This window comes from Shewanella submarina (genome assembly GCF_042646185.1).
Classification (GTDB): domain Bacteria; phylum Pseudomonadota; class Gammaproteobacteria; order Enterobacterales; family Shewanellaceae; genus Shewanella; species Shewanella corallii.
Genome location: NZ_JBHRTD010000017.1, coordinates 494425 through 516945 on the forward strand (window position 1 = coordinate 494425; position 22521 = coordinate 516945).

The 22521-nt window shown below is 50.8% G+C and carries 20 protein-coding genes; 3 read left to right on the forward strand and 17 right to left on the reverse strand.

Features of this window, described 5'->3' with window-relative positions:
* Positions 1-132 precede the first annotated feature (132 nt).
* The 6 genes from ACFOE0_RS16120 to ACFOE0_RS16145 all read right to left on the reverse strand — a co-directional run bounded on the left by ACFOE0_RS16120 (position 133) and on the right by ACFOE0_RS16145 (position 5875).
* A complete protein-coding gene (locus ACFOE0_RS16120; protein WP_380712345.1) occupies positions 133-1299 on the reverse strand; it encodes an acyl-CoA dehydrogenase family protein in 1167 nt (388 codons plus the stop codon).
* Between the two features lie 9 nt (positions 1300-1308).
* Positions 1309-2499, reverse strand: coding sequence for a lipid-transfer protein (locus ACFOE0_RS16125; RefSeq protein ID WP_248936208.1), 1191 nt, complete (start codon positions 2497-2499; stop codon positions 1309-1311).
* Between the two features lie 13 nt (positions 2500-2512).
* On the reverse strand, positions 2513-2935 hold the full coding sequence (locus ACFOE0_RS16130) for a MaoC family dehydratase (RefSeq protein WP_248936209.1): 423 nt from the start codon (positions 2933-2935) through the stop codon (positions 2513-2515).
* On the reverse strand, positions 2913-4025 hold the full coding sequence (locus ACFOE0_RS16135; protein WP_248936210.1) for an acyl-CoA dehydrogenase family protein: 1113 nt from the start codon (positions 4023-4025) through the stop codon (positions 2913-2915). Before ACFOE0_RS16135 ends, ACFOE0_RS16130 begins: the two co-directional genes overlap by 23 nt.
* 8 nt (positions 4026-4033) lie before the next feature.
* On the reverse strand, positions 4034-5026 hold the full coding sequence (locus ACFOE0_RS16140) for an OB-fold domain-containing protein (protein WP_248936211.1): 993 nt from the start codon (positions 5024-5026) through the stop codon (positions 4034-4036).
* Between the two features lie 81 nt (positions 5027-5107).
* Complete coding sequence (locus ACFOE0_RS16145; protein ID WP_380712414.1) at positions 5108-5875, reverse strand: SDR family oxidoreductase; 768 nt, start codon at positions 5873-5875, stop codon at positions 5108-5110.
* Positions 5876-6061: 186 nt separating this feature from the next.
* On the opposite strand from ACFOE0_RS16145, the gene ACFOE0_RS16150 reads away from it, so the two are divergent.
* Complete coding sequence (locus tag ACFOE0_RS16150) at positions 6062-6877, forward strand: enoyl-CoA hydratase (RefSeq protein WP_248936213.1); 816 nt, start codon at positions 6062-6064, stop codon at positions 6875-6877.
* A gap of 38 nt (positions 6878-6915) precedes the next feature.
* Here the strand turns inward: ACFOE0_RS16150 and ACFOE0_RS16155 are convergent, their stop codons facing one another.
* The 8 genes from ACFOE0_RS16155 to ACFOE0_RS16190 all read right to left on the reverse strand — a co-directional run bounded on the left by ACFOE0_RS16155 (position 6916) and on the right by ACFOE0_RS16190 (position 15297).
* Positions 6916-7761, reverse strand: coding sequence for an alpha/beta hydrolase (locus ACFOE0_RS16155; RefSeq protein WP_248936214.1), 846 nt, complete (start codon positions 7759-7761; stop codon positions 6916-6918).
* A gap of 166 nt (positions 7762-7927) precedes the next feature.
* On the reverse strand, positions 7928-9100 hold the full coding sequence (locus tag ACFOE0_RS16160; RefSeq protein WP_248936215.1) for a helix-turn-helix transcriptional regulator: 1173 nt from the start codon (positions 9098-9100) through the stop codon (positions 7928-7930).
* 92 nt (positions 9101-9192) lie between these two features.
* Positions 9193-10146 carry an electron transfer flavoprotein subunit alpha/FixB family protein gene (locus ACFOE0_RS16165; RefSeq protein WP_248936216.1) on the reverse strand — a complete coding sequence of 318 codons (954 nt, stop codon included), beginning with the start codon at positions 10144-10146 and terminating at the stop codon, positions 9193-9195.
* Positions 10147-10173: 27 nt separating this feature from the next.
* Positions 10174-10923 (reverse strand): electron transfer flavoprotein subunit beta/FixA family protein, encoded by a 750-nt coding sequence (locus ACFOE0_RS16170; protein WP_248936217.1) that lies wholly within the window; start codon positions 10921-10923, stop codon positions 10174-10176.
* 23 nt (positions 10924-10946) lie between these two features.
* Complete coding sequence (locus ACFOE0_RS16175; RefSeq protein WP_248936218.1) at positions 10947-12047, reverse strand: alkene reductase; 1101 nt, start codon at positions 12045-12047, stop codon at positions 10947-10949.
* A gap of 11 nt (positions 12048-12058) precedes the next feature.
* Entirely contained in the window at positions 12059-12841 is a 783-nt protein-coding gene (locus ACFOE0_RS16180; RefSeq protein ID WP_248936219.1) for an SDR family NAD(P)-dependent oxidoreductase, read from the reverse strand.
* A gap of 164 nt (positions 12842-13005) precedes the next feature.
* The gene (locus ACFOE0_RS16185) at positions 13006-14049 is read right to left on the reverse strand and encodes a ferredoxin--NADP reductase (protein ID WP_248936220.1); all 1044 of its coding nucleotides are present in this window, start codon (positions 14047-14049) and stop codon (positions 13006-13008) included.
* 27 nt (positions 14050-14076) lie between these two features.
* Complete coding sequence (locus ACFOE0_RS16190) at positions 14077-15297, reverse strand: acyl-CoA dehydrogenase family protein (protein ID WP_248936221.1); 1221 nt, start codon at positions 15295-15297, stop codon at positions 14077-14079.
* Positions 15298-15678: 381 nt separating this feature from the next.
* On the opposite strand from ACFOE0_RS16190, the gene ACFOE0_RS16195 reads away from it, so the two are divergent.
* Both ACFOE0_RS16195 and ACFOE0_RS16200 read left to right on the forward strand, forming a co-directional pair.
* On the forward strand, positions 15679-16740 hold the full coding sequence (locus ACFOE0_RS16195; protein ID WP_248936222.1) for a WD40/YVTN/BNR-like repeat-containing protein: 1062 nt from the start codon (positions 15679-15681) through the stop codon (positions 16738-16740).
* Position 16741: 1 nt separating this feature from the next.
* On the forward strand, positions 16742-19153 hold the full coding sequence (locus ACFOE0_RS16200; RefSeq protein WP_248936223.1) for an efflux RND transporter permease subunit: 2412 nt from the start codon (positions 16742-16744) through the stop codon (positions 19151-19153).
* Between the two features lie 42 nt (positions 19154-19195).
* Here the strand turns inward: ACFOE0_RS16200 and ACFOE0_RS16205 are convergent, their stop codons facing one another.
* Genes ACFOE0_RS16205 through ACFOE0_RS16215 form a run of 3 tightly spaced genes read right to left on the reverse strand, consistent with a single transcriptional unit; the run spans position 19196 to position 22253 of the window.
* Positions 19196-20095, reverse strand: coding sequence for a GGDEF domain-containing response regulator (locus tag ACFOE0_RS16205; RefSeq protein WP_248936224.1), 900 nt, complete (start codon positions 20093-20095; stop codon positions 19196-19198).
* The gene (locus tag ACFOE0_RS16210) at positions 20092-20535 is read right to left on the reverse strand and encodes a response regulator (RefSeq protein WP_248936225.1); all 444 of its coding nucleotides are present in this window, start codon (positions 20533-20535) and stop codon (positions 20092-20094) included. The genes ACFOE0_RS16205 and ACFOE0_RS16210 overlap by 4 nt, the downstream gene beginning before the upstream one ends.
* Positions 20536-20537: 2 nt before the next feature.
* On the reverse strand, positions 20538-22253 hold the full coding sequence (locus ACFOE0_RS16215) for a sensor histidine kinase (protein ID WP_248936226.1): 1716 nt from the start codon (positions 22251-22253) through the stop codon (positions 20538-20540).
* Positions 22254-22521: the final 268 nt, after the last annotated feature.

Genomic DNA, 22521 nt, shown 5'->3' on the forward strand with positions numbered 1-22521 from the left:
CGCCGGACTCTGCTGCCGACTGTACAGTGTTCTTTATTTTCGCCCGTTATCTTTGACCAACGGATAACGGACGATGGTTATTTGGCTTTGGGCCTTCTATCTGGCTCTTAGCCTTTATCGGGCTCTTAGCCTTTATCGGGCTCTGGGCAGTCCCAACCCAAACTGGGCGATAAGCTCGCGCTGGATCTCATTGGTGCCGCCACCGAAAGTCAGAGTGACAGAGGCGCGCACCTCATATTCCAGTTCGCCACCAAGCAAGGCGGCAGCGCTGCCCTCGCGGACCATGCCATTGGCGCCCACCACATCCTGCAACTTGCGCAAGATCTCAATGGCAGACTCACTGCCATACACCTTGGTAATGGACGCCAGCGCTACATCCATCTGACCTTTTTCAAGATCTGACGCGATACGGAAGTTAATCAGACGCATGGCTTCCAAACGGGAATAACATTCAGCCATCGCCGAGCGCACCCAGGGCTTGTCCATGGCGCGATTGCCCTGCTCATCCCTGGCTTTGGCCCACAACAGCACCTTGCGATACAGGCCAGCGACTTTATCTGACCAGGAGCCCAGTCCCAGACGCTCATGGTTAAGCTGAGCAGTGATCAGCTTCCAGCCACCGTTAAGCTCGCCCACCAACATCTCTTTAGGCACTTTGACATTGTCGTAATAGGTCGCCGCCGTGGGGTTGGAGCAGGTCGGGATAACGGTATGAGAGAAGCCCTCTTCCTGAGTGTCCAAAATCATGATGGAAACCCCTTTATGACGGGGAAGCTCGGCATCCGTTCTGGCCGCGAGCCAGATGTAATCCGCACTTTCCGCGCCAGAGGTCCACAGCTTATTGCCGTTGACCAGGAAGTGGTCGCCATTGTCCTTGGCCGAGGTTTTTAATGTCGCCAAATCTGAACCGGCATCCGGCTCTGAATAACCAATGGCGAAGTTAATTTCGCCCCGGGCGATCCCCGGCAAGAACTTTTCCTTCTGCAGCTCTGTGCCATAAGTCATCAAAGATGGGCCGACGGTACTGATGGTGACAAAAGGCAGTGGCGCACCGGCAATATTGGCTTCTTCAAAGAAGATCAGCTGCTCTGTCGCTTTATAGCCCTGACCACCAAACTCTTTGGGCCAACCTACGGCCAACCAGCCATCTTTACCCATCTGGCGGATCACAGAGCGAAACTCTTCACCGCCCTCTTTGCCCCGCAGGCTGGACTTCAGCTCAGGGGTCATCAAAGAGGTAAAATAATCTCTGACTTTAAGACGCAGTTGATGCTGCTCTGGCGTTAAATCTACAAACATACTGCCTCCTTAGTCTGCGCTGCCCAGAATCAAACCACTGGTGGGTACACCTGTTCCGGCGGTGACCAGCACATTGCGAACATTGTCCACCTGATTGACCGCAGTGCCGCGAACCTGACGAACCGCCTCCGCCACTCCGTTCATACCATGGATATAGGCCTCACCTATCTGACCGCCATGGGTATTGATAGGTAACTTGCCACCACGGGCGTGATGGCCTGCACGGATAAACTCCTTGGCCTGACCTCTGTCAGCAAAGCCAAACTCTTCCAGCTGCGGCAATACAAACGGGGTAAAGTGGTCATAGATGATGGCGGTCTGGAAATCATCCGGGCCCAGACCTGACTGCTTGTACAGCTCACGGGCAACCACGCCCATTTCTGGCAGGCCAGTGATGTCGTCACGATAGTAGGAGGTCATAATTTGCTGCCCTTCTGCGATACCCTGAGCACCGGCTTTAATCACTACAGGCTTGACTGACAACTCATTGGCTCGCTCAGTAGAGGTGATCACCATGGCCACAGCACCATCTGACTCCTGACAGCAATCCAACAGATGCAGAGGCTCACAAATCCAGCGGGACTTCTGATGCTCCTCTATGGTAATAGGGCGCTCATAAAAGAAAGCCTGAGGATTGGTAGAGGCAAAGTCACGGGCTGCGACCGCTACCCGGCCAAAGTCTTCGGATGTGGCGCCATATTCATGCATATAGCGCTGAGCAAACATGCCGACCCAGGCCGCAGGAGTATGGAAGCCATGGGGCATGTACCAACCGTAATTAACGTTCTCGAAAATGGGCGTTGAAGCAAAGCCATAGCTGCCAGCACCAAAGCGGTACCAGGAACGTTCATTCATTGCCCGATAAACCACCACGGTTTTTGCCACACCTGAGGCGACCGCCATCGCAGCATGCATAATCGGCGCACATGCGGCACCTCCGCCGTGGGGGATCTGGGAGAAGAACTTCACCTCTTTACAACCCAGCAGACGGGCGATTTCATACTCAGGCACCTTGTCCACTGAGTAGCTGCAGAAGCCATCAACGTCAGCCGGATCTATGCCCGCATCTTTAAGGGCGGCCAGTGTAGCTTCCATCGCCAGCTTAAGTTCGGTTCGTCCTGAATTTTTGGAGAACTCAGTCGCGCCCAGCCCCACAATTGCGGCCTGACCACTGATATTTTTTTCCATTGCACTTGTCATTGGCTAATCTCCCTTAGACAGGCAGCGTCAGGCTGACCGTACCGCTCACATGGGTGCCCATGGAGTTCTTTCCTGCCAGCGCTACCGTGACAGTTTGGCTGACCTCATCTTTGTCTGTGATTTCACCCATCAGCTTCATGGTGTCACCCGGGTAGTTGGGCACACCCAGTTTGATCTTCAGATCCTTGAATCTGGCCTGCGGACCCGCCCATTTCTCTACAAAACGTTGCACCAGCGCATTGGTTGTCAGGATGTTCATAAACACATGGGGTGACCCCAGCTCCTGGGCCGCATCTTTATCATGATGTCCCGGAAAGTAGTCACGGGTAGCAATGGCGCCACCGGTGATAAGGGCTACTGTGACAGGGATTTCCAACTCCGGCAGTTTGTCGCCCGGATTGGTGTCATTGAAATTAATGGTTTTCATCGAGGTCATACTTCCATCCAAGCTTATCGTTATCGTTCAGCCAGTCGCCCAGCTGTGCCAAAGTGTCACCACTGCCCCCCAGTGCCAGACGAATAGCCCGGCTCCAGTAGAGGTATCTGTGAATGGGGTAAGTGATGTCGACGCCAAAACCGCCATGTACGTGCTGAGCTTTGTGGCCGATAAGGTGGCCAGCTTCACTGGCCTGAAAAGCAGTCGCCAGCGCTTCTGAATCGCAGCCAAGGTCCGCATCCAGACGGTATACCAGTTGCCACAGGCTGGAACGCAGCGCTTCCAGTGCCACACGGCAATCTGCCATGGTCATCTGTACTGCCTGAAAGGCTCCAATCTGACGCTCGAACTGGCGGCGCTCAGAGATATATTCAACGGTGCGTTTGAGTTGATGTTCACTGATCCCAAGTTGTTGGGCGCACAGTGCGGCTATGGCCCTTGGCTGCAACCAGGCGCTCGCGTCCGCAGCCAGTAGATTAACGGCTGGAACTGTGACCTGTTTGCACTCAACATCAGCCACCTTCTCACCCTGAGTCATCACACCTTCAATCAAAGTGATCCCTTCAGCAGCGATTGGCAGAGCCAACAAGCGGATCTCACCATCAAGGTTCACCTTGATAACGGCCGTCTCGGCCCGATTCGCTTCAGCCAGCGCATTCACTGTGCCACTAACCAGCAGACTATCGCCGTGCCATTTGGCTGAAATCGGGGATGAAGAGGGATCTGCCACGCTCAGGAGGTTGCCCCCTTCTGCGGCGGCCAACACTGTGGGCATCAAAGCTTCATCGCCATATTCAGCAATAACCGTTGCCGCTAACTGATGGCGCCATAAAGGCACCAAACCCAGCGCACTGCCCTGAGCCTGCAACACCAGCATCAACTCAGTCATGCCCAGGCCACTGCCGCCTGCGCTTTCCGGGATATACAAAGAGTGCAGTCCAGTCTCGATACAGGAAGCCCACAGCTCATCCATTGAGGTATCACCACGCTCAACAAAATCCCGCAGAAAATCATCACTGCAGGTGTCATGGAACAGGCTGGTGGCCATCTCTTCTATGGCGCGCTGCTCTTCATTTAAAGCAAAATCCATGTGGCCTCCTAAGTCAGTGATTCCGCTGCAGCAGATACCGGCGCGAACAAGGGCAATGTCATTTCGTCATCGAAAGTTTCGAAACGCACCTCCAGTGCCATGCCTATTTGCAACTGAGCTTTATCTACATTAAACAGCTGCGCAGACAGACGAACGCCCTCTTCCAGCTCGATAAGGCCAATGGGATTTGGATGATCAAATGGAGGGACTTCGGGATAGTGCATCACGACAAAGGAGTAGAGCTGACCTTTACCACTGGCAAGCTGATAATCGAGCTCGAAAGAGTGGCAATGCATGCATACTGGCGCAGGCGGGTGCTGCAGCTTGTCACAGGCCTTACAATGTTGAATACGCAGCTCACCCTGCTCACAGCCTTCCCAGAAAAAGCGGGTATCGTCACTTATCCCCGGCTTGGGACGTTTGATTTTTGGCAGACCGGATTCAGTCTTCTCCGGCTTGGCAACCGGGTTAGCGGGCTTAAATTTGAACACCCGGAACAACAGCTCACCGACTTTGTCATCTTCGCCGCTGTCATTGGTAGAGAAGTAACTCATGATCAAAGTGACAAAGAATCCGGTCCCCAGGGCAGTCACCTTCTCTTCGCTGATGGCGTCAAATCGGGTGGTGTAATATAGCTTCTCCCCCATTTTGACGTAACGCTCAAAGGTCAGTTCAGAGTTCACTGCGACTACAGATGGATAGCCTTCAGCTTCGATAAGCTTAAGTACGGTATAAGGGTTGTCCTCTGTAGAACCCGGCGCATAGCTGTCACGATAAAAGCCCGCTTCACACCAGCTTTGCAACATGGATGGCGGAGCCACCAGTTCCCCAAACTCACTCTGACGGGCATATTCAGCATCTGTATAAAGAGGATTTTCCACACCCATCACTTCGCACCACTGCCTCACCATGGCAGGATTCACTTCGTCCCAGGCGATGATGCGACCGTACTCACGGCCTACCATCTCGCGTATCGGTTTTAACCATTCATAATCTGCCAAGGTGTTTCTCCTGAAGTTATGGACGTATTTCCCAAAGCTTGGGCGTAAGGTCTCATTTGTTTAGATTTCTGATCTGTTCGCTTAGTTGACACCGGAAGCGGCCAAAAACGCTGGCATTTCACCACCGCCGTTGAGTAACAGGTTGCAACCACTGGCATACAGACAATGCTCTGAAGACAGGTATACGCATGCTTTGCCGATATCTTCGGGTTCAGCCATACGACCAGCGGGGATAGTTTTGCTGACAGCGGCAATGCCTTCGTCATCGCCATAGTGCAGATAGGATTGATCGGTTTTTACCAGGCCAGGGCTAACAGCGGTCACCCGCACTTTTGGGGCCCACTCCACGGCCAGGGATTGCACCAGCGAAAGGATGCCGGCTTTAGCCGCACCATAAGCTGCAGTACCCGGAGATGCTCGCAGCGCGCTGATACTGCCAATAAAGATGATCGAACTGCCCTGCTCCTGAGTTTGCATCAACTGGTTGGCTCGTTGAGCCACATTCAGCGGAGCGATCAGGTTCAGGCGTAAAATGCTTTCGTGAAAACGAGGTGAGACGGTATCCGCCATGGCAAATGGACTGCCTCCGGCGTTATTGACCAATACGTCAAGCCGGCCAAACTCCTGCTCGATGAAACTAAACATCTCATCAATAGAGTTAAGATCCCGCACATCACAGGCAACGAACACCGCGCTATTGCCATCGCACTGTGGCAGTGTGTCCGGCGCCTTACGCCCACAAACCACGACTTTTGCGCCTGCGCCAAGATACTCCTGTGCGATACCGGCTCCAATCCCTTTGGTGCCGCCGGTAACCAGCACCACCTTGTCTTGATAATTAAGCTTCATCATTGTGTTCCCTCAATCGCCCTGACGCAGATAGATCAGCATCCGGGCTGCCGGTTAAGCGTCGGCTTTTTTCGATGTTTCACATTCTGGTCTGATGTGGGCAAACCCATCTTCGTCTGAATGGACGATGAGAGAAATTGGGTGAAACAGAGAATGGAGTCAGATGAAAAAACAGGACCTTTTCCCATGAACACAAACGTCAGCCAAAGCCAGAGTGAGAGTTACCCTGAAAGCCAGACTGTACTCCTGAGCTTTCCTGAGCCGGGGATCGCCCTGCTGACCCTGAATCGACCTGATGCCACCAATGCACTCAGCCTTGAACTTCAACATTGTCTGGCCAAACACTTTGAGATCCTGTCTCAGGATGACAGCGTACGTTGTATCGTTCTGACTGGAGGCGATAAGGTATTTGCGGCTGGCGGCGATATCACCGGCCTGGTGGATGCCGATCCCATAGAGATCTATAAGCGTCATACAGAAAGATTATGGGCACCTATTGAGAAATGCCCCAAGCCTGTGATTGCGGCGATTTGTGGTTACGCCTTTGGCGGGGGCTGCGAACTGGCGATGCATGCCGATATTCTGATTGCCGGAGAAAGTGCAAGCTTTTGCCAACCTGAAATCGCCATCGGCATTATGCCGGGCATTGGCGGAACACAACGCCTGGTTCGCGCTGTCGGCAAAACCAAAGCCATGAGCATGGCACTTACCGGCCGTCCGATTAGCGCCAATGAAGCCTGGGTAGCTGGCCTGGTGAGCGAGGTTTGTAAAGATGAAGAAGTCCTGGTGAACGCTTTGGTAGCCGCAAAGCGTATCGCCCGCATGCCACCACTGGCCGCGGAGCAGATCAAAGAAGTGATTTTAGCCGGTATGGATGCGTCACTGGATTCTGCCATGGCACTCGAACGAAAAGCTAACGCACTATTGTTTGCGACCCGGGATAAGCGAGAAGGCATGACGGCATTTTTGGAAAAGCGCTATCCCGAATTTAAGGGAGAATAAGATTAAACTCTGGCAGCAGTAGTCCGCCCTGCTGCCAATCAGTTGGTTTGTGGAATGCCATATATCCAATCAAGCCCCTGGATAAGCGTTGTGGGAAAAGCTGTGGCATGGGTTGCCCCTTCGATAACCCTGAATTGCAAGCTGACTTTGTTCCCCAGCTCTGATTTGATCTTGTCAGTGAGTCTGCCTGCGCCCTTTATCATATCGTTGTTTAATCCAAACTCAGGAGTTTCTCTACTGCCGACAGAGAGATAAACCTTTACAGGCACGTCAGGTTTTTCCGCCTTTGATGACAATATTTGATTTTTGTTAAACCAAACTGATGGACTGCCAAGCACATAACTACTGAACAATTCAGGTTGAGAAAACAAGATATACGCGCCAAACAAACCGCCCAGAGAGTTGCCGACAAAAGTGCGTCTGTTGGGATTAGTTCGATAATTCCCCTCTACATAGGGGATCAGAACATTTTTGATAAATTCTGCATGCCGCTTTGCGTCACCTGTTTCCCGCTTCCAGTCAGCTGCCTTGAAGGGTGTATAGTCTCTTATCCTGCTTTCAGCCCCTTTCGACCCTTTGGAATATGAGAGCGCAACCAGAATTGCTTCATCCATCTGCCCTGAATTCATCGGGAACCGGGTTACCCCTGAAGCGATTTGAAAGCTATAAGCTCCGTCGGTCAGATAGATCACCGGGTAATGTTTATCGGCATCAGATTGGTAGGATTTCGGGAGTTTGATAAACGCTGGATAGGTTCTTTTACTGCTGAGGTCTTCAAGCTCAATCACCTCACTGCGGGGGATCTGAAATGCGTCTTTTGCAATGACAGGTACACTCGCAAGTAACCAAACCAACGCGACTGGTAAGCGTAATAAATTTATCATGTCGGTTCCTCCCCGGGCGCCATATTAAAGGCTGCATTGAAAATATTTGAACCAAAAACACCCACCTAATATAACTTTGAGACGTATCCATCTATCCAAAGTGGCTATTTAGTGAATTACTTTCATAAAAAAGCCGGTATCACTACCGGCTTTTAGCTGACGACGCTTACCTCGGTGGCTGACTGTCTGTATAACTCAACGGAGCCACACTGTTGAGGAAAATACGTACCAGCTCAGTTTGGCGACGAACACCTGTCTTGGAGAAGATAGCCCTCAAATGTGCTCTGGCAGTGTTACGGCGAATATTCAACGCCTCTGCCGCCTCTTCCAGAGACAAACCATTGGCCAACTGCAAAGACAGCGCGGTTTCTGCCGGTGTCAGGCCAAACAGTTTTTTGGCCACATCACTGGATGCCTGAGACTTGGCTACAGAATCACGGATATAGACCACCGCTTTGCTCTGCCCCTTGTTCTCAGCCCAAACCGGTGTAGGAACCACTTCAATCACAATCCCCAGATTTACCTCACCTGAAGGCCTGGTGACCGACATAGCTTCCGGCAAAATTGCACTATTGTTCTCTTTGGCTCGCTCAAAAGCGCCTTTAATCAGCTGCTTAAGTTCCCGGTTATCGCTGGCATAGGTTGCAGTCAGCTTACCGGCGACTACCTGTAAGCCATCGGCTTCTTCCAGGATCTCCTTGGCAAATACGTTCTGTTCAAGGATTCGACCTGACTCATCTATCTGTACAGTGGCGATAGACAGTCGACCAATGGCCTGAGAGAACATAGAGCCAATGGAATGGCTTCGATCCAGTTCCAGGTGAATTGCCAACGCCCGTTTCAGGTGAGGCACCAGAAACTGACACAGAGCTTTTTGTTCAGAGCTGAAGTTTTCAGAATCTTGCGGGCGCGTGATACGGAATCTCAGGCTGCCCACTTCCGGCGCTGAGATATCCACCGCCATCACGTGGTAGACGTCATTGGCTTCGCACCAATGCTTACGATAGGAGCTTTCCCGCCACTCGCTTTCGTCCATCAGGTCATCGACAGTGAAAACCTGATCGGGTCGTTGATCAGCGAAAGGCGTTAGGTTGTGGCGATATGGCAGGTATTGAACCCTGCCTTTGCCATTTAGATTTCCCCCAACAGCGATCATCAGGCCGAGGTCCTCCTCATCGTCCTGAGCCGGCTGTTTAAGGATTAGCGTCACAAAGTTTGCGCTGAACAGATTCCGGAATTCTTCCAGTGGCTCTGCCCAACTGATTTTATCCCTGGCTGCGTCATAGATTTTTTCAATGAGGCCATTATAACGCTCAAGGTCCATGTTGATATCTGCCAAAGCATCCCCCTGTTATTATTGTCTGCAAGGATAGGCAACCGCAGCGGTCCTGCACTGCTGCGGCAAATCATCATGTTTGTGCAAGACGCTGCTTAAGCGAGGCACTCGGTCAGCTCTGGCACCAATTCATTGAGGTCACCTTCAAGACCATAGTCTGCTACCTGAAATATCGGTGCATCCGGGTCTTTATTGATAGCCACAATCACCTTGGCGTCGCTCATACCTGCCAGATGCTGGATAGCACCTGATATACCCACCGCCAGATAAAGCTCCGGCGCGACTATCTTTCCGGTTTGTCCAACCTGATAGTCATTGGGCACAAAGCCTGCATCGACAGCTGCCCGCGATGCCCCCAAAGCCGCACCCAATTTGTCAGCCAGCGGTTCCAGCAAGCGCTGATAGTTATCGCCACTGCCCATACCACGTCCACCGGACACTACTATGGGCGCACTGCTCAACACCGGGCGGTCTGACTTGCTGAGTTCACGCCCCAGCAGGCTGGACAGTCCGGCATCCTCGCCGGCATCAAGACGTGTAACAGTCGCGCTGCCACCCAGGTCTGCTTTATCAAAAGCAGTTGGACGAACGGTCAGAACCTGTACCGGCTCAGCAGACTCGCACGTTAACATGATGTTACCAGCATATATAGGTCTGATATAAGTTCCAACCCCAATAATCTCTGTAACATCAGAAACCTGGGCAACATCCAACAGCGCTGCAATACGGGGGGATATGTTCTTTCCTACGCTGGTACTGGCACAAATCACTGCCTGATAATCACGGGATTTGACTAATTCCACAACCAAAGTAGTGATATTTTCAGCAAGAGACGCAGCATATTGTGGCGCGTCTACCTGTATCACCTCATCAACGCCAGTCACTGCCGCACACTCTGCTGCCAATGCATCAGTGTTGTGCCCGGCTGCCAGCACGTCGATTGCCGCAGAACCGTGACTTGCGGCCAATTTTTGTGCTGCATTTATTGCGTTCAGCGAAGTTTCCACCAAGCTGCCATTTTCCTGCTCCGCTATGACCAGAATTCTCATTTCATCTCTCCTTACAATCCTTTGCCATCAGAGCACGCGTGCTTCACTGCGCAGTTTTTCCACCAACTCGGCGACATCAGCCACTTTCACACCGCCGCTTCTGGGTGCTGGCGCTGCAAACTTCACGGGTTGAATTCTTGGTGTGATATCCACCCCCAGTTCAGATACAGGGATCTGCTCCATCGGCTTACGCTTGGCCTTCATAATGTTGGGTAAAGAGGCATATCTGGGTTCGTTCAGGCGCAGATCACAGGTAATAACGGCAGGCATTACCAGCTCAAGGGTTTCCAGGCCGCCGTCAATTTCCCGGGTGACTTTAGCCTTGCCATCTGTGAGTTCAAGCTCAGACGCAAAGGTTCCCTGAGACCAGCCCAACAAGGCTGACAGCATTTGACCTGTTTGATTGCAGTCATCATCAATCGCCTGCTTGCCCATAATCACCAGTTCGGGGTTCTCCCGGCTGACAACCTGCTTCAGGCATTTAGCAACGGCCAAAGGTTCAACACCATCTTCAGCATCAATATGAATAGCGCGGTCAGCACCCACCGCCAACGCTGTGCGCAAGGTCTCCTGGCACCCTTTTCCGCCCAGGCTTACCACGACCACTTCAGATGCGCAGCCCGCTTCCTTTAAACGCACCGCTTCCTCTACGGCTATTTCATCAAAGGGATTAATGGACATCTTCACATTGTCCAGATCCACACCAGAACCGTCCGACTTCACTCTCACTTTGACGTTGTAATCCACAACCCGCTTCACCGGGACCAAAATCTTCATACTTATGTCCTCTTGTTGGGCCTTCAGGCCTCTACTTCCAATTCAAGTTTCGGGTAATCGTTATAGCCTTTGTCTCCCGGGGTATAGAGAGTCTTGCGATCAAAACGAGCAAGCTCTGCACCATCACGTACCCGTGCCACAAGATCCGGATTGGCAATAAAGTGACGGGCAAAGGACACTGCATCGCCTTTACCGGCTCGCACCGCCTCCCCGCCTGTCAGGGGATTGAAGTTGTCATTGACGATAATGCCGCCTTGCCAGGCTGTTCGCACCATAGCAAAAGCATCCAATCCCGGAACAGGCGATCTCATGATGTGGACATAGGCCAGAGGTAGTTCAGCGGCCATATCAAGCAGCACTCTATGGCTTTGCTCCGGGTTGGCGTCATTGGTGTCATTAAAGGTGTTGCCGGGATTGAGCCTAATACCAACACGTCCTGGCCCCATGACCTCGCACATCCCCTTTAAACATTCATAAGCAAACCGGGCACGTGCTGTGACACTGCCACCAAACTCATCGTCTCTTTGGTTGCTATCTGAGCAGAGAAACTGCATCGGCAAATAACCACTGGTGCAATGAAGTTCAACTGCATCAAATCCAGCCAGTTTCGCGTTCTTAGCGGCCTGGCGATGAATGTCGACCTGCTGCCAAACCTCCTGAGTTGAGAGAGCTCTTGGGGTGTCAAAGGGCTGCATACCTGCAGCATCGGTATAGATTTCACCGCTGGCACGGATCTCACTGGGGGCAATATGGTCTACATCAACCCCTTTGATATGGTGACTGCCAATTCGACCGGAATGCATGATTTGCAATGAAATCAAACCATCCTGTTGATGAACTGCATCTGTCACCTTGCGCCACCCCTCTATCTGACTCCCAGTCTCAATACCAGGCTGGCGGTTATATGCCTGACCTTCGCGACTTGGCCAGGTTCCTTCTGCAACAATCAAACCTGCAGATGCTCTGTCGCCGTAGTGCTTCACCATGGCAGCAGTGGGCACACCCTCATCATCAGCGCGATTGCGGGTCATAGGGGCCATCACTATACGGTTTTTGAGCTTTAGCTCACCCAGCTGTAAGGGTGATAATAAAGGGGAATGAACAGCCTCAGCACCTGGCTTCATAAACTACTCCTTTAATCCAATGCGGTGATCAGCACAGCGCTGCGACCACCATCGACAGGCAGACTCACACCGGTAATGTAGGAGGCGTCATCACTGGCGAGAAATGCAATCGCCGCGGCGAGTTCATCGGGCTTACCCACGCGTCCCATGGGGATCAGCTTCTCAGTATTACGGCGGGCAAAATCATCGGATAGCATCCCTGCGGTAGCCGGGGTTTCCACTACAGCGGGTACCACACAATTAACCCGGATATTATCAGCCGCGCCCTCTGCCGCAGCTGCACGGGAGAAGTTATTTACCGCGGCTTTGGAGGCTGAGTAACCTGACATCCAGGGTGTCCCCAGTTCGCCACAAATAGAGGAAATATTGATAATGGCGCCGCCCTTGCCTTTCATCAGCTTCATGGCGGTGCGGGTGCCCCAGAAAGTACCATCGACCGAGGTTTTAAAATTGGCATGCCAGTCCTCTGTGCTCATCTCTTCAATCGAGCCCCAGGTAAAGGCCATAGCGTTATTCACCATGATATCGAGTCTGCCAAAGTTGTCTGCAGCTTTCAGCATGGCGCCGACCAGCGCGCGCTCATCACTGACATCTGCAACCAAAGCGGTGGCCTTGCCTCCCAGAGCCTGAATTTCGGCAACGGTGTCATCCAGTACCTGAGCACGTCGGCCACAAATCACGACCTGAGCACCCTCAGCGGCCAGTCGGTGGGCTGTGGCTGCACCTATGCCTGTACCGCCGCCGGTAATAAACGCGATTTTGCCCGTCAAACGCTGTTGTATTTGATTATTCATGATTGACCTCCAGCCAGCAGGCTTGGTTATAGATTCAACCAAGTTAAAAAAGCCGCAGCCTGAAGCCATCGTCCAGAGGGACTAACGGTAACCAAGATTGGACTGGAGGTAATAAAAAGCCCCGGCTAAGGGGCATTTTGGGGATTTCAACTTAGCTGGCAATATCAGGTATAGCGGATGTGGACTTTTTCCGTCAGCGGCACGGCCTGACAGCTCAGGGTCAGATTATTATTCAGATCCCTCTCATCCAGTACGTCATTAATCAGCAAGTCCACCTTGCCCTCTTTGACCTCACACATACAACTGGCACACATGCCACTGCGACAGGAGTAAGGTAACTCTACTCCAACCTTCTCGGCAGCATCCAGCAAGGTTTCACCACCTGCCCAGGGGATCTCATGAGTGTTTCCGTCCAGCTCTACCACAGCGATCGCCTGGTCAACCGCATCGACTTTTACAGGCCCCTGGGATGGCGGGTTGCTTGGGGCTCCCACACTTTCGTCGGGTAAAGACACAAAACGCTCTACATGAATCTTCGATGATGGCATGCCGTTTTGCTTCATCGCCGTTTCCATCGCATCCATAAAAGGCCCAGGCCCGCAAATAAAAGCCCTGCCATGCAACAATGGCTTGGCCAGCGAACTGAGCAAGTCCATTGAAGGAATGCCATTTAGACTATCCAGCAGGTGAATCAACTGGAGGCGCTTTGGATACTCCTGTGCCAATTGCTTCAATCGCTCGGCAAAAATCACAGAGGACTCATCGCGGTTAGCATAGATAAAGCGGACTTTACTCCGTCCTTTAGCCAACACGGTTTGCAGTATGGAAAACACAGGTGTTACCCCACTGCCACCGGCGCAAAGCAAAAGATCTTCATCCAGACTTTTGGGTACAAACACCCCGGCAGGACGCATCACCTCAAGAAGATCACCAACCCGGACTGTGTCACACAGGTAATTTGAAACCCTGCCTCCTTCCACTCTTTTGATCGTCACCCTTAACCCTGTATCAAGTTCAGGGCTGGACGACATGGAGTAACACCGGAGCAATTGCTCTTTGCCCTGGGCAATGCGAAAGGTCAGAAACTGACCGCTGGCATATCGATATGACTCTGCAAGTTCAGGAGGCACATCGAAGACCAATGATTTCGCATCATGGGTTTCCTCAATCACCTCAACAACTTTCAAGCTGTGATATCTGGACGACATGGAACCTCCTTATCGCGATTTCCGTGCTTATACAAAAGGATCCATATTAGGAAGACCCAGCATAACGCCGCCATGGGCACGGGCGTAAGCATCGGTATTATTAGCGATATGGCCCCGGGCCTGATTAATGTCACGGAACACCCGTTCAATAGGATTACCTTTATAAAGACCCGATGCGGCACAGGCGCGCAGCAGATCATCAACGCGCTCTGCACACACTTTGGGTACACGACTGGCCTGGGCCCGCTGCAGCAATCTCTCTTCCACTGACATAGGGTCGTCGTTACGGATAGAGTCAACAATCCGGCCATAGTTACGAATAAGGACCAATTTCAGTTGATCCGATTCAATCATGGCTTGGGTTACCGCCATCTGAGCATTGGGATCTTCCGCTGTCTTGGAGCCATGTTTGCCCACATGGGCACCGGCTCGGGTTTTGAACTCTTCAATTGCGCCATCCAATGCACCAATACAAGCCGACGATACAGCTCGCTGGAACACCTGAGTAAAGGGAATTCGATACAGCCAGCCCGGGTTGGTCTCGCGGCCCGGACAACCTTTATCTGAGTGGTTGTTGGTGCGTTGGGTTCTGTGTTCGGGCACAAAGGCATTTTCCACCACTATGTCGTGGCTTCCTGTACCCAGTAACCCGTGGACATCCCAGTTCTTTTCAATTTTGAAGTCTGACTTGGGCAACAGGAAGGTCACATGTTCCAGCTCATCACCGCCCTCCTCTTTGGGTAACATGCCGCCGAGGAAAATCCACTCACAGTGCTCGCAACCACTGGAGAAACCCCAGCGACCATTAAATCTATAACCCCCATCCACTTTTTCTGCCTTACCTGTCGGCATATAGGTGGAAGCGATCAGAGTTGAGTCATCAGCTGACCAAACATCCTGCTGAGCCTGCTCAGGGAACAGAGGCAACTGCCAGTTGTGAACACCAATCACCCCATAGATCCAGGCAGTGGACATACAGCCGCTGGCCAGAATCATCTGCACCCGGTAAAACACACGGGGATCCAGCTCATAACCACCCCAACGCTTTGGCTGAAGAATACGGAACAAACCGGCATCAGCAATGGCTTTTACATTGGCCTCGGCCACCTTGCCATCCCTTTCGGTTTGGGCGGCACGCTCACGCAGCTCAGGCACCAATGCCTTTGCTTTGGCGATCAACTCCAACGCCACATCATTGAGATACTCTTCCGTGGTCGACAGCGCCACATTATCCAGCTGAATTCCCATATTGCTCTCCTTGGTCCGCCCCTTATGTGGCATGGATTGTCTTGCTTTTTGGATGCTTCCGAGAATTTCACAGCCCCTTTGGTCACTCATCGTCAAAATGGACTAACGGACTGTACGCCTTATTCACTATTACGTTTACGTTAACTACCCCACAAAAATCCCTCTTGTCCGTTTGGACGATGTTGCCTCGGGTGAAGCCGGAATAATGAGCCCAAGACCCATAGAAGGATGCGACCAGAGCCAATCAGCTTGAGTCCCCTTTGAATAGGGGCAAGCCTGATGACAGGCAGTAATAAAAACAAGCCAGATGAGCCCGGTTCTTTGGCACAACAAGACTATTGCAAATCTCAGGTGTGACCTGAGCAACACAGGGGAGGTGTTATGCGAACAACACTGGCCATAGGGATCTCTTTGGCGGTGGCGGCTGCAGGCGTTTTCGCCTTCTCGCCCCGTCATTCAGCCCCACTCGCCCCCACCCGAATCCCGGTGGATAATATGAATATCACCAGTCTGCACTCAAGTTCAGCGGGGATTATCGCTGCAGGAGAGTTGGGACATATCCTGATTTCCAGAGATCAGGGTAACTCTTGGCAAGCTGCCAGCATTGATAATCAGCGCAATGCACTAATCACCCGAGTCCGTTTCTCCGATAAAGACCATGGCCTGGCGATTGGTCATGAAGGTTGGATTTTGCGAACTCAGGATGGTGGTGAGAGCTGGAATGAGATCAGCTTTGGTGATTTTGGCAGCACGCCTTTGTTATCTCTGGAAAAACAAGCTGACGGTGATTGGCTGACTTCTGGAGCCTTTGGCTACTACCGAAAGTCATCTGATAACGGGGCCAGCTGGCAGGACCTGCCGCCACCTCAAGGCCTGGATTGGCATCTGAACAGCATGATCCCGGGAAAAGATGGTCAAACCTGGCTGTTGGCGGGTGAAGCCGGCACCTTGCTGCGCTCTGACAATAGTGGTGACAACTGGCAAACCGTCGAGCCTTTTTATGATGGCTCCTTTTACGGCGGCCTGCATCTGGGGGGAGAACGTTGGTTGGTGTACGGGATGCGCGGCAATATTTTCCGCTCAGATGATAATGGCCACAGCTGGCAACGCCTCAACTTCAATATCCCGGTTTCCCTGTTTACCCATGAAGTGATGCCTGATGGCGAACTGCTGCTGGGTGGACAAGGCGGATTTGTCATCAGCACCCGAAACCAGGGGGACAGCTTTAACATTATTCGCCGTGGCGGCCGCCTGGCCATTACAGATATCCATCCTCTTGGATTGGATAAATTGCTGCTTGCCAGTGATAAAGGCTTGATGACCCATGGGCCCACCCTTGACTCTAGTCAAAATAGTTCAAGGCAAAATGAAGCACTAAATACCCACAGAAATAGCCAAGAAGCCATAAGGCCAACCGCAGCAGCTGAAAAAGCAGGAGTGTGATATGAATCAATTTCAACCCAGCCGAACCCAGCTGTTGGTAGACAATATCGCCCATTGGCTGATTAGCTGGCGAAAACCTTTGGGGGTGATGTTTCTGCTGCTGACCATATTGCTTGGTTATACAGCGACCCAAACCCGTTTTGACCCCGGCTTTACCAAACTCATTCCGGTTGAACACCCTTACATGCAGGCGTTTATGGACCACAGCGCCAAGTTTACCGGTACCAACCGCATCATGATTAGCCTCAGCTGGAATGGCGAGGGCGATATCTACAACCCAGAGTTTCTCAGCCGTCTTCGCAAAGCTACCGATGAGGTGTTCTTTACGCCGGGAGTTAACCGGGTAACCGTGCGCTCATTGTTCTCCCCTGAAGTGCGCTATATGGAGGTCACTGAATTTGGTTTTATGGGCGATGTAGTGATCCCTTCCCGCTTTACCGCGGATAAAGAAGGACTGGCGCAGGTACGCAGTAACGTGGCCAAGTCCGGTCAGGTAGGCAATCTCGTGGCCAATGATCTCAAGTCCGCCATGGTGCAGGCAGAGCTTTTGGATATAAACCCGGAGACCGGTGAAAAAACTGACTATGCGGACGTTGCCAGACATCTTGAGAAGATACGTTCAGATCTATCCGGTGCCGGCGTTGATATCCAGATTATCGGCTTTGCCAAGGTGATGGGAGACGTAATGGATGGCCTGGAGACAGTGCTGCTGTTTTTCCTGGTCGCCTTTATCATTACCCTGCTGCTGCTCTGGCACTACAGCCTGTCTATCAAGCTCACGCTGCTGGCCATTACCGTTGCCTTACTACCTGTGATTTGGCTGCTGGGGATTCTGCCCCTGATTGGCTATGGCATTGACCCAATGTCAGTGCTGGTGCCCTTCCTTATCTTTTCCATCGGCGTATCCCACGCGGTGCAGATGACCAACGCCTGGAAGCTGGATGTACTGGAAAATCATGACCCGGAAAAAGCCGCCGCCAATGCCTTTCGTCGCCTGGCGATCCCAGGCACAGTTGCCCTGCTCGCCAATGCCCTCGGCTTTATGGTGATTATGGTGATCGACATTCCAATTGTGCATGAACTCGGTGTAACCGCCTGCCTGGGTGTCGCACTGATGATCATGACCAATAAGATGTTTATGCCTATTGTGCTGTCACACCTTAAGCTTGAGCAGATGGCGCTTAAGCATGAAAAGCTGCATGAACAAGACGATGACAGTAAACACAATCTGTGGTGGAAACTGTCGGCACTGGCAACGCCAGGACCAGCCAAGATCTCTGTCACAGTGATGTTGGTATTGTTGGCGTTGGGTACCTGGCAGTCACGATCGCTGCTGACCGGAGATGTGGGTACCGGCGTCCCTGAACTGCGCGCAGACTCCCGCTACAACCTGGATAACGACACCATAGTCAATGACTACTCGATTGGTATGGATGTGCTGTCGGTTTACGTCGAAACCCGTAATCGTGAAGAAGCCTGTCTGGATTGGGAGATCATGAACGCGGTTGACCGCTTTGATTTTCATATGCGCGGGGTCGATGGCGTGCAATCTGTTACCACTACCGCGGGTATGGCTAAACTTTATGTCTCCGGCAATAACGAAGGCAACCCGCTGTGGCGTACCCTGCAGCGCAGTGAACAATCGCTGGTCGCAGGTTCTCATGCGGCTCATCCTCAGCTGGGTATGAATGATAATGGCTGTAAAACCATTAATATGATGGTGTATCTGGAAGACCATCAGGATGCGACGCTAAAGCATGTGGAAAGCGAGATCCTTAATTTTATTGATAATGAGCAGCTGACCGACGCCAACTTCCGTCTGCTTGGAGGCAACGCCGGCGTGGCCACTGCCACTAACCAGGCCGTGGAGAAAGCCGAAGTACAGATGCTTATCTCCATCTTCGGTGCCATCAGCCTCTTGTGCTGGCTGACCTTCCGCTCAATCAAAGCGGTACTCTGTGTCATCCTGCCTTTGGTGCTTGTGTGTATCCTGTGTAATGCCCTGATGGCCCTGTTGGGGATCGGCCTTAAGGTCGCTACCCTGCCGGTAATCGCTCTGGGCGTTGGTGTAGGTGTGGATTATGGCATCTATATCTATGAACGCATGCAACATGCGCTGAACAGGGACACCCCACTGCGGCAAGCTTTCTATGAAGCGATGCAAAGCCGTGGCACAGCCGCTGTATTTACCGCTGTCACCATGTCTATCGGTGTGGGCACCTGGGCCTTCTCGGCTCTCAAGTTCCAGGCAGATATGGGCATACTGCTGGCCTTTATGTTCCTGGTGAATGTGCTCGGTGCAATCTTCCTGCTGCCGGCTCTGGCCTGTATTTTTGATGTGGGTGCGGTGAGACTGAAAACCAGCACTCAAACAAGGAATGAACTCGGCGTTCCAGCAAATACCATAAGTTGATCTTGCTGCAGAGCACCCGGGGCTGAGTGCAAGCCCCGGGGCTTATTTTGACATAACGCAGTTTTTACCATTCGATTTCGCATCATAAAGGGCTTGATCCGCAAGATTTAGCACGTCCTTAAATTCATTCATCTCATTGCTAAATTTGGTGACCCCGCAACTCAGGGTCACATTTATCGCCTGTCCCGCTGCCAACACCTTTTTTCCCGCAATTTCTGTCAGGATCCTGTTAGCCAATACCAACGCGCCCTCCAGCTCTGTGTGAGGAAGCAGAATGACGAACTCTTCCCCACCAAATCGAGCAACAATATCTACGGTTCTGACAATAGAAAGCATATCGGCAACAATGGACTTGAGCACATCGTCTCCCGCCAGATGACCATATTCATCATTAATCATTTTGAAATTATCTATATCAAACAGCGCGATAGAGAGTGATGTCTGATAACGTTTGGCACGTTCAAATTCGATTTGAGCTTGATTGAAGAAATATCTGCGATTGAAGGCTCTGGTCAGTGAATCCTTGTTGGCCAAGTCTTCAAGCATATTGTGAAGCTTATAACGCTCCATTGCATGGAGTATGGTTTTCTTGATAGACCTTGGGTTGATATCCTCTTTCAGCATGTAATCCTGAACCCCCATTTCCATGGAAGTCATATCAATCAGTTCATCATCGATACCGGTTAATACGACAACCGGCGCATCGATTTGCATGTTCATGATTCTTCTAACCGTCTCATCACATTGAGAATCAGGTAAGGACAAGTCTGCCAATACAACGTTGGGGACAAAATCTGAAATCGTAGATTCAACATCCGACACCCGCTTGACTACCCTGACATCAAATCGAATGCCGGTAACCTGTTTAAGGCTCCTTATCACCACTTTGGCATCCAGATCCTGATCCTCTATCAGCAGGACATTTTGTTTAGGGTAACTCATACAACCCCCTTACAGGGCACCTGAACAACGTGAATGTAAGCATCTATCATAGTAATAGCATTTAAAAAACTATCACTGGCGTCATTTTTAAGAATGTAACCAGCGACGTTTCTATCATAGGCAGCCTTTAAATCACTACACTCTGCAGATGTTGTCAGAATAAATACCACTGAGCGTTTTAAATTCTCATCACATCTCAGTTCCTTGAGGAAGTCATGTCCATTCATCTTTGGCATATTAATGTCGAGTAGAATGATATATGGCAGCGAAATTGATTCGACACTGTGTTCGCCTTTTAATATTTCCAACGCATCAATGCCATCGTAGGCTCTAATCACTGGATTATTGATCCTCAACTTCTTTAGTGTTCGCATCAACATTTTAAAATCCAGGTCATCATCTTCTACGACCAGAAATTTGACCAACTCAGGTTCTTCCATGATTAACCTCTCTCCTTAATCCAGAAAAAACAAAATTCAGTACCACGTACAGGTGGAACACTGTGAACCTCAAGGTCGCCACCGTGTAATTCAATCAATTTTTTGACCAAGGCCAAACCAATACCAGTACCCTCGACCTCGTCGCGACGAACCAGGCGTTGAAATACTTCGAATATTTTCTTTTGGTGTTCCAGCGGGATCCCGCAGCCATTGTCCTTAACTGAGCACCATATCGAGTCCTTTTCATTTCTGATATAGATGGTAATCTCTATCGGAATCAACTCATCATGATGCTTGATGGCATTATCTATCAGGTTCTGAAAAACTTGTTGTAGGTGTACTCTTACGGTATAAATCTCAATATCATTACACTGGATATTTACCGTGACATTATCATCACACACAACAAACACGACATCTTCCAACAGCTCCCTGACATTAACTTTTTCATACTGACGCTCTTCCGTTGACACTCTGGAATAGTTTAATAATGAATCTAAAAGAGTATCCAACCTCTCAATTCGGTTCTGCATTAGCTGTAAATTATCTTTTATCTCAGGGTCGACATTATCACCAAGATCTTCCTCTACCCATTTGGCTGTCGTCTTAATTCCCCTTAAGGGGGCCCTGAGATCATGAGAGGCAATATATGCGAACTTAGAGAGCTCTTTGTTTGATCTTTGAAGCTCTTTGTTCAGCTCATCTTTAGAACGTTGAAGGTGTTTCTCTTCCGAAATATCGCGTATGACTCCTATATACATCACCTCTTCTAAGCTGGTTGACTCGGAAACACTCAACTTTATCGGGAATCTTGCGCCATCCTTTTTCACTGCGATGAAATCGACCGCTCTTCTGATGATATTAGGTTTATTTGTCACCAAGTATTTTCTTAAATAGTCGTCATGCATATCCCTATGATTTTTAGGCATGATAATTGAAATATTGTTTCCCAACAGCTCATTAATGTCATAACCAAACAGGGCGACTGTCGACTTATTGGCGTACTGTATGATGCCTTCTGAATTGATAGTGATGACAGAGTCATTAATTGAATCGAATGTCGCTTCCAATAACTCCCTCGTTTTCTTTACCCCCTGAATCATCACCCGATTGAGTTTTCTAACGAAAATCCAACTGACCATACAGATAATCACGCTAATGGAAATACACAACATAAACGCCTGAACATAGGGCTTCTGGAACTCTGACAGATCTCTTTTAGCAACCACACCAATGTTGAACCGACGGGACCAGGAGTAACCCGCAATCACCTCGTGTCCCCGGTAATCAAGTGCGACAATGGCTCCTCGATTTGCCATTAACGCTTGCCTCATAGGTTCCGCCCAGGTGTTATCCATCGGGATTTCTTCGGGAATTCCACTTGGTCCAAACCTGTGTTCGAAAGCAAAGTGGATGTTGTCCCCTTCCCTGAAACCCAGTACAAACTCCCCTGAGTCACCAAACGTTTTCTGGGTCTCAATGACGTCTATTAAGCGAGAGCGAAGAGAAGTTAAATCTGCCACTCCAGTCCTGGTATCGACTCCACCCTCAGCGTAGGCATCCAACAAATTGGATTGAATATTGGCCAGCACGGCGAGGTTACGCTTCTCACTCTCGAGTGCTGTGTAATAAAGGATCACGATCGTGGTCACTATGATGGCGCATGCCGTCATAACCAATAGGCTAAAAGAGATCGCTTGGTGGTGATTTTTCTTCATTGAATTCAATATCTCCGGTGGTTCAGACCACCCGGCATCCTTGTCAAAACTAATTATAGTTGACATTACGCCGGTGAGATTTTGATTCGGGATACATCTGGGACGGACCAGGGTTATGGTCCGTCGATGTATTCAAGTGGCTGGATGATGGGGATAAAACATAAAGGGCAATACGGGGAAAAACCTGTAAAGCAATAAAGGGAAATCAGAGCCAGAAACTTACTGCCCGCTGCCCCTTATTTAGTGGGAGACGTTTATAGAGTGGTAA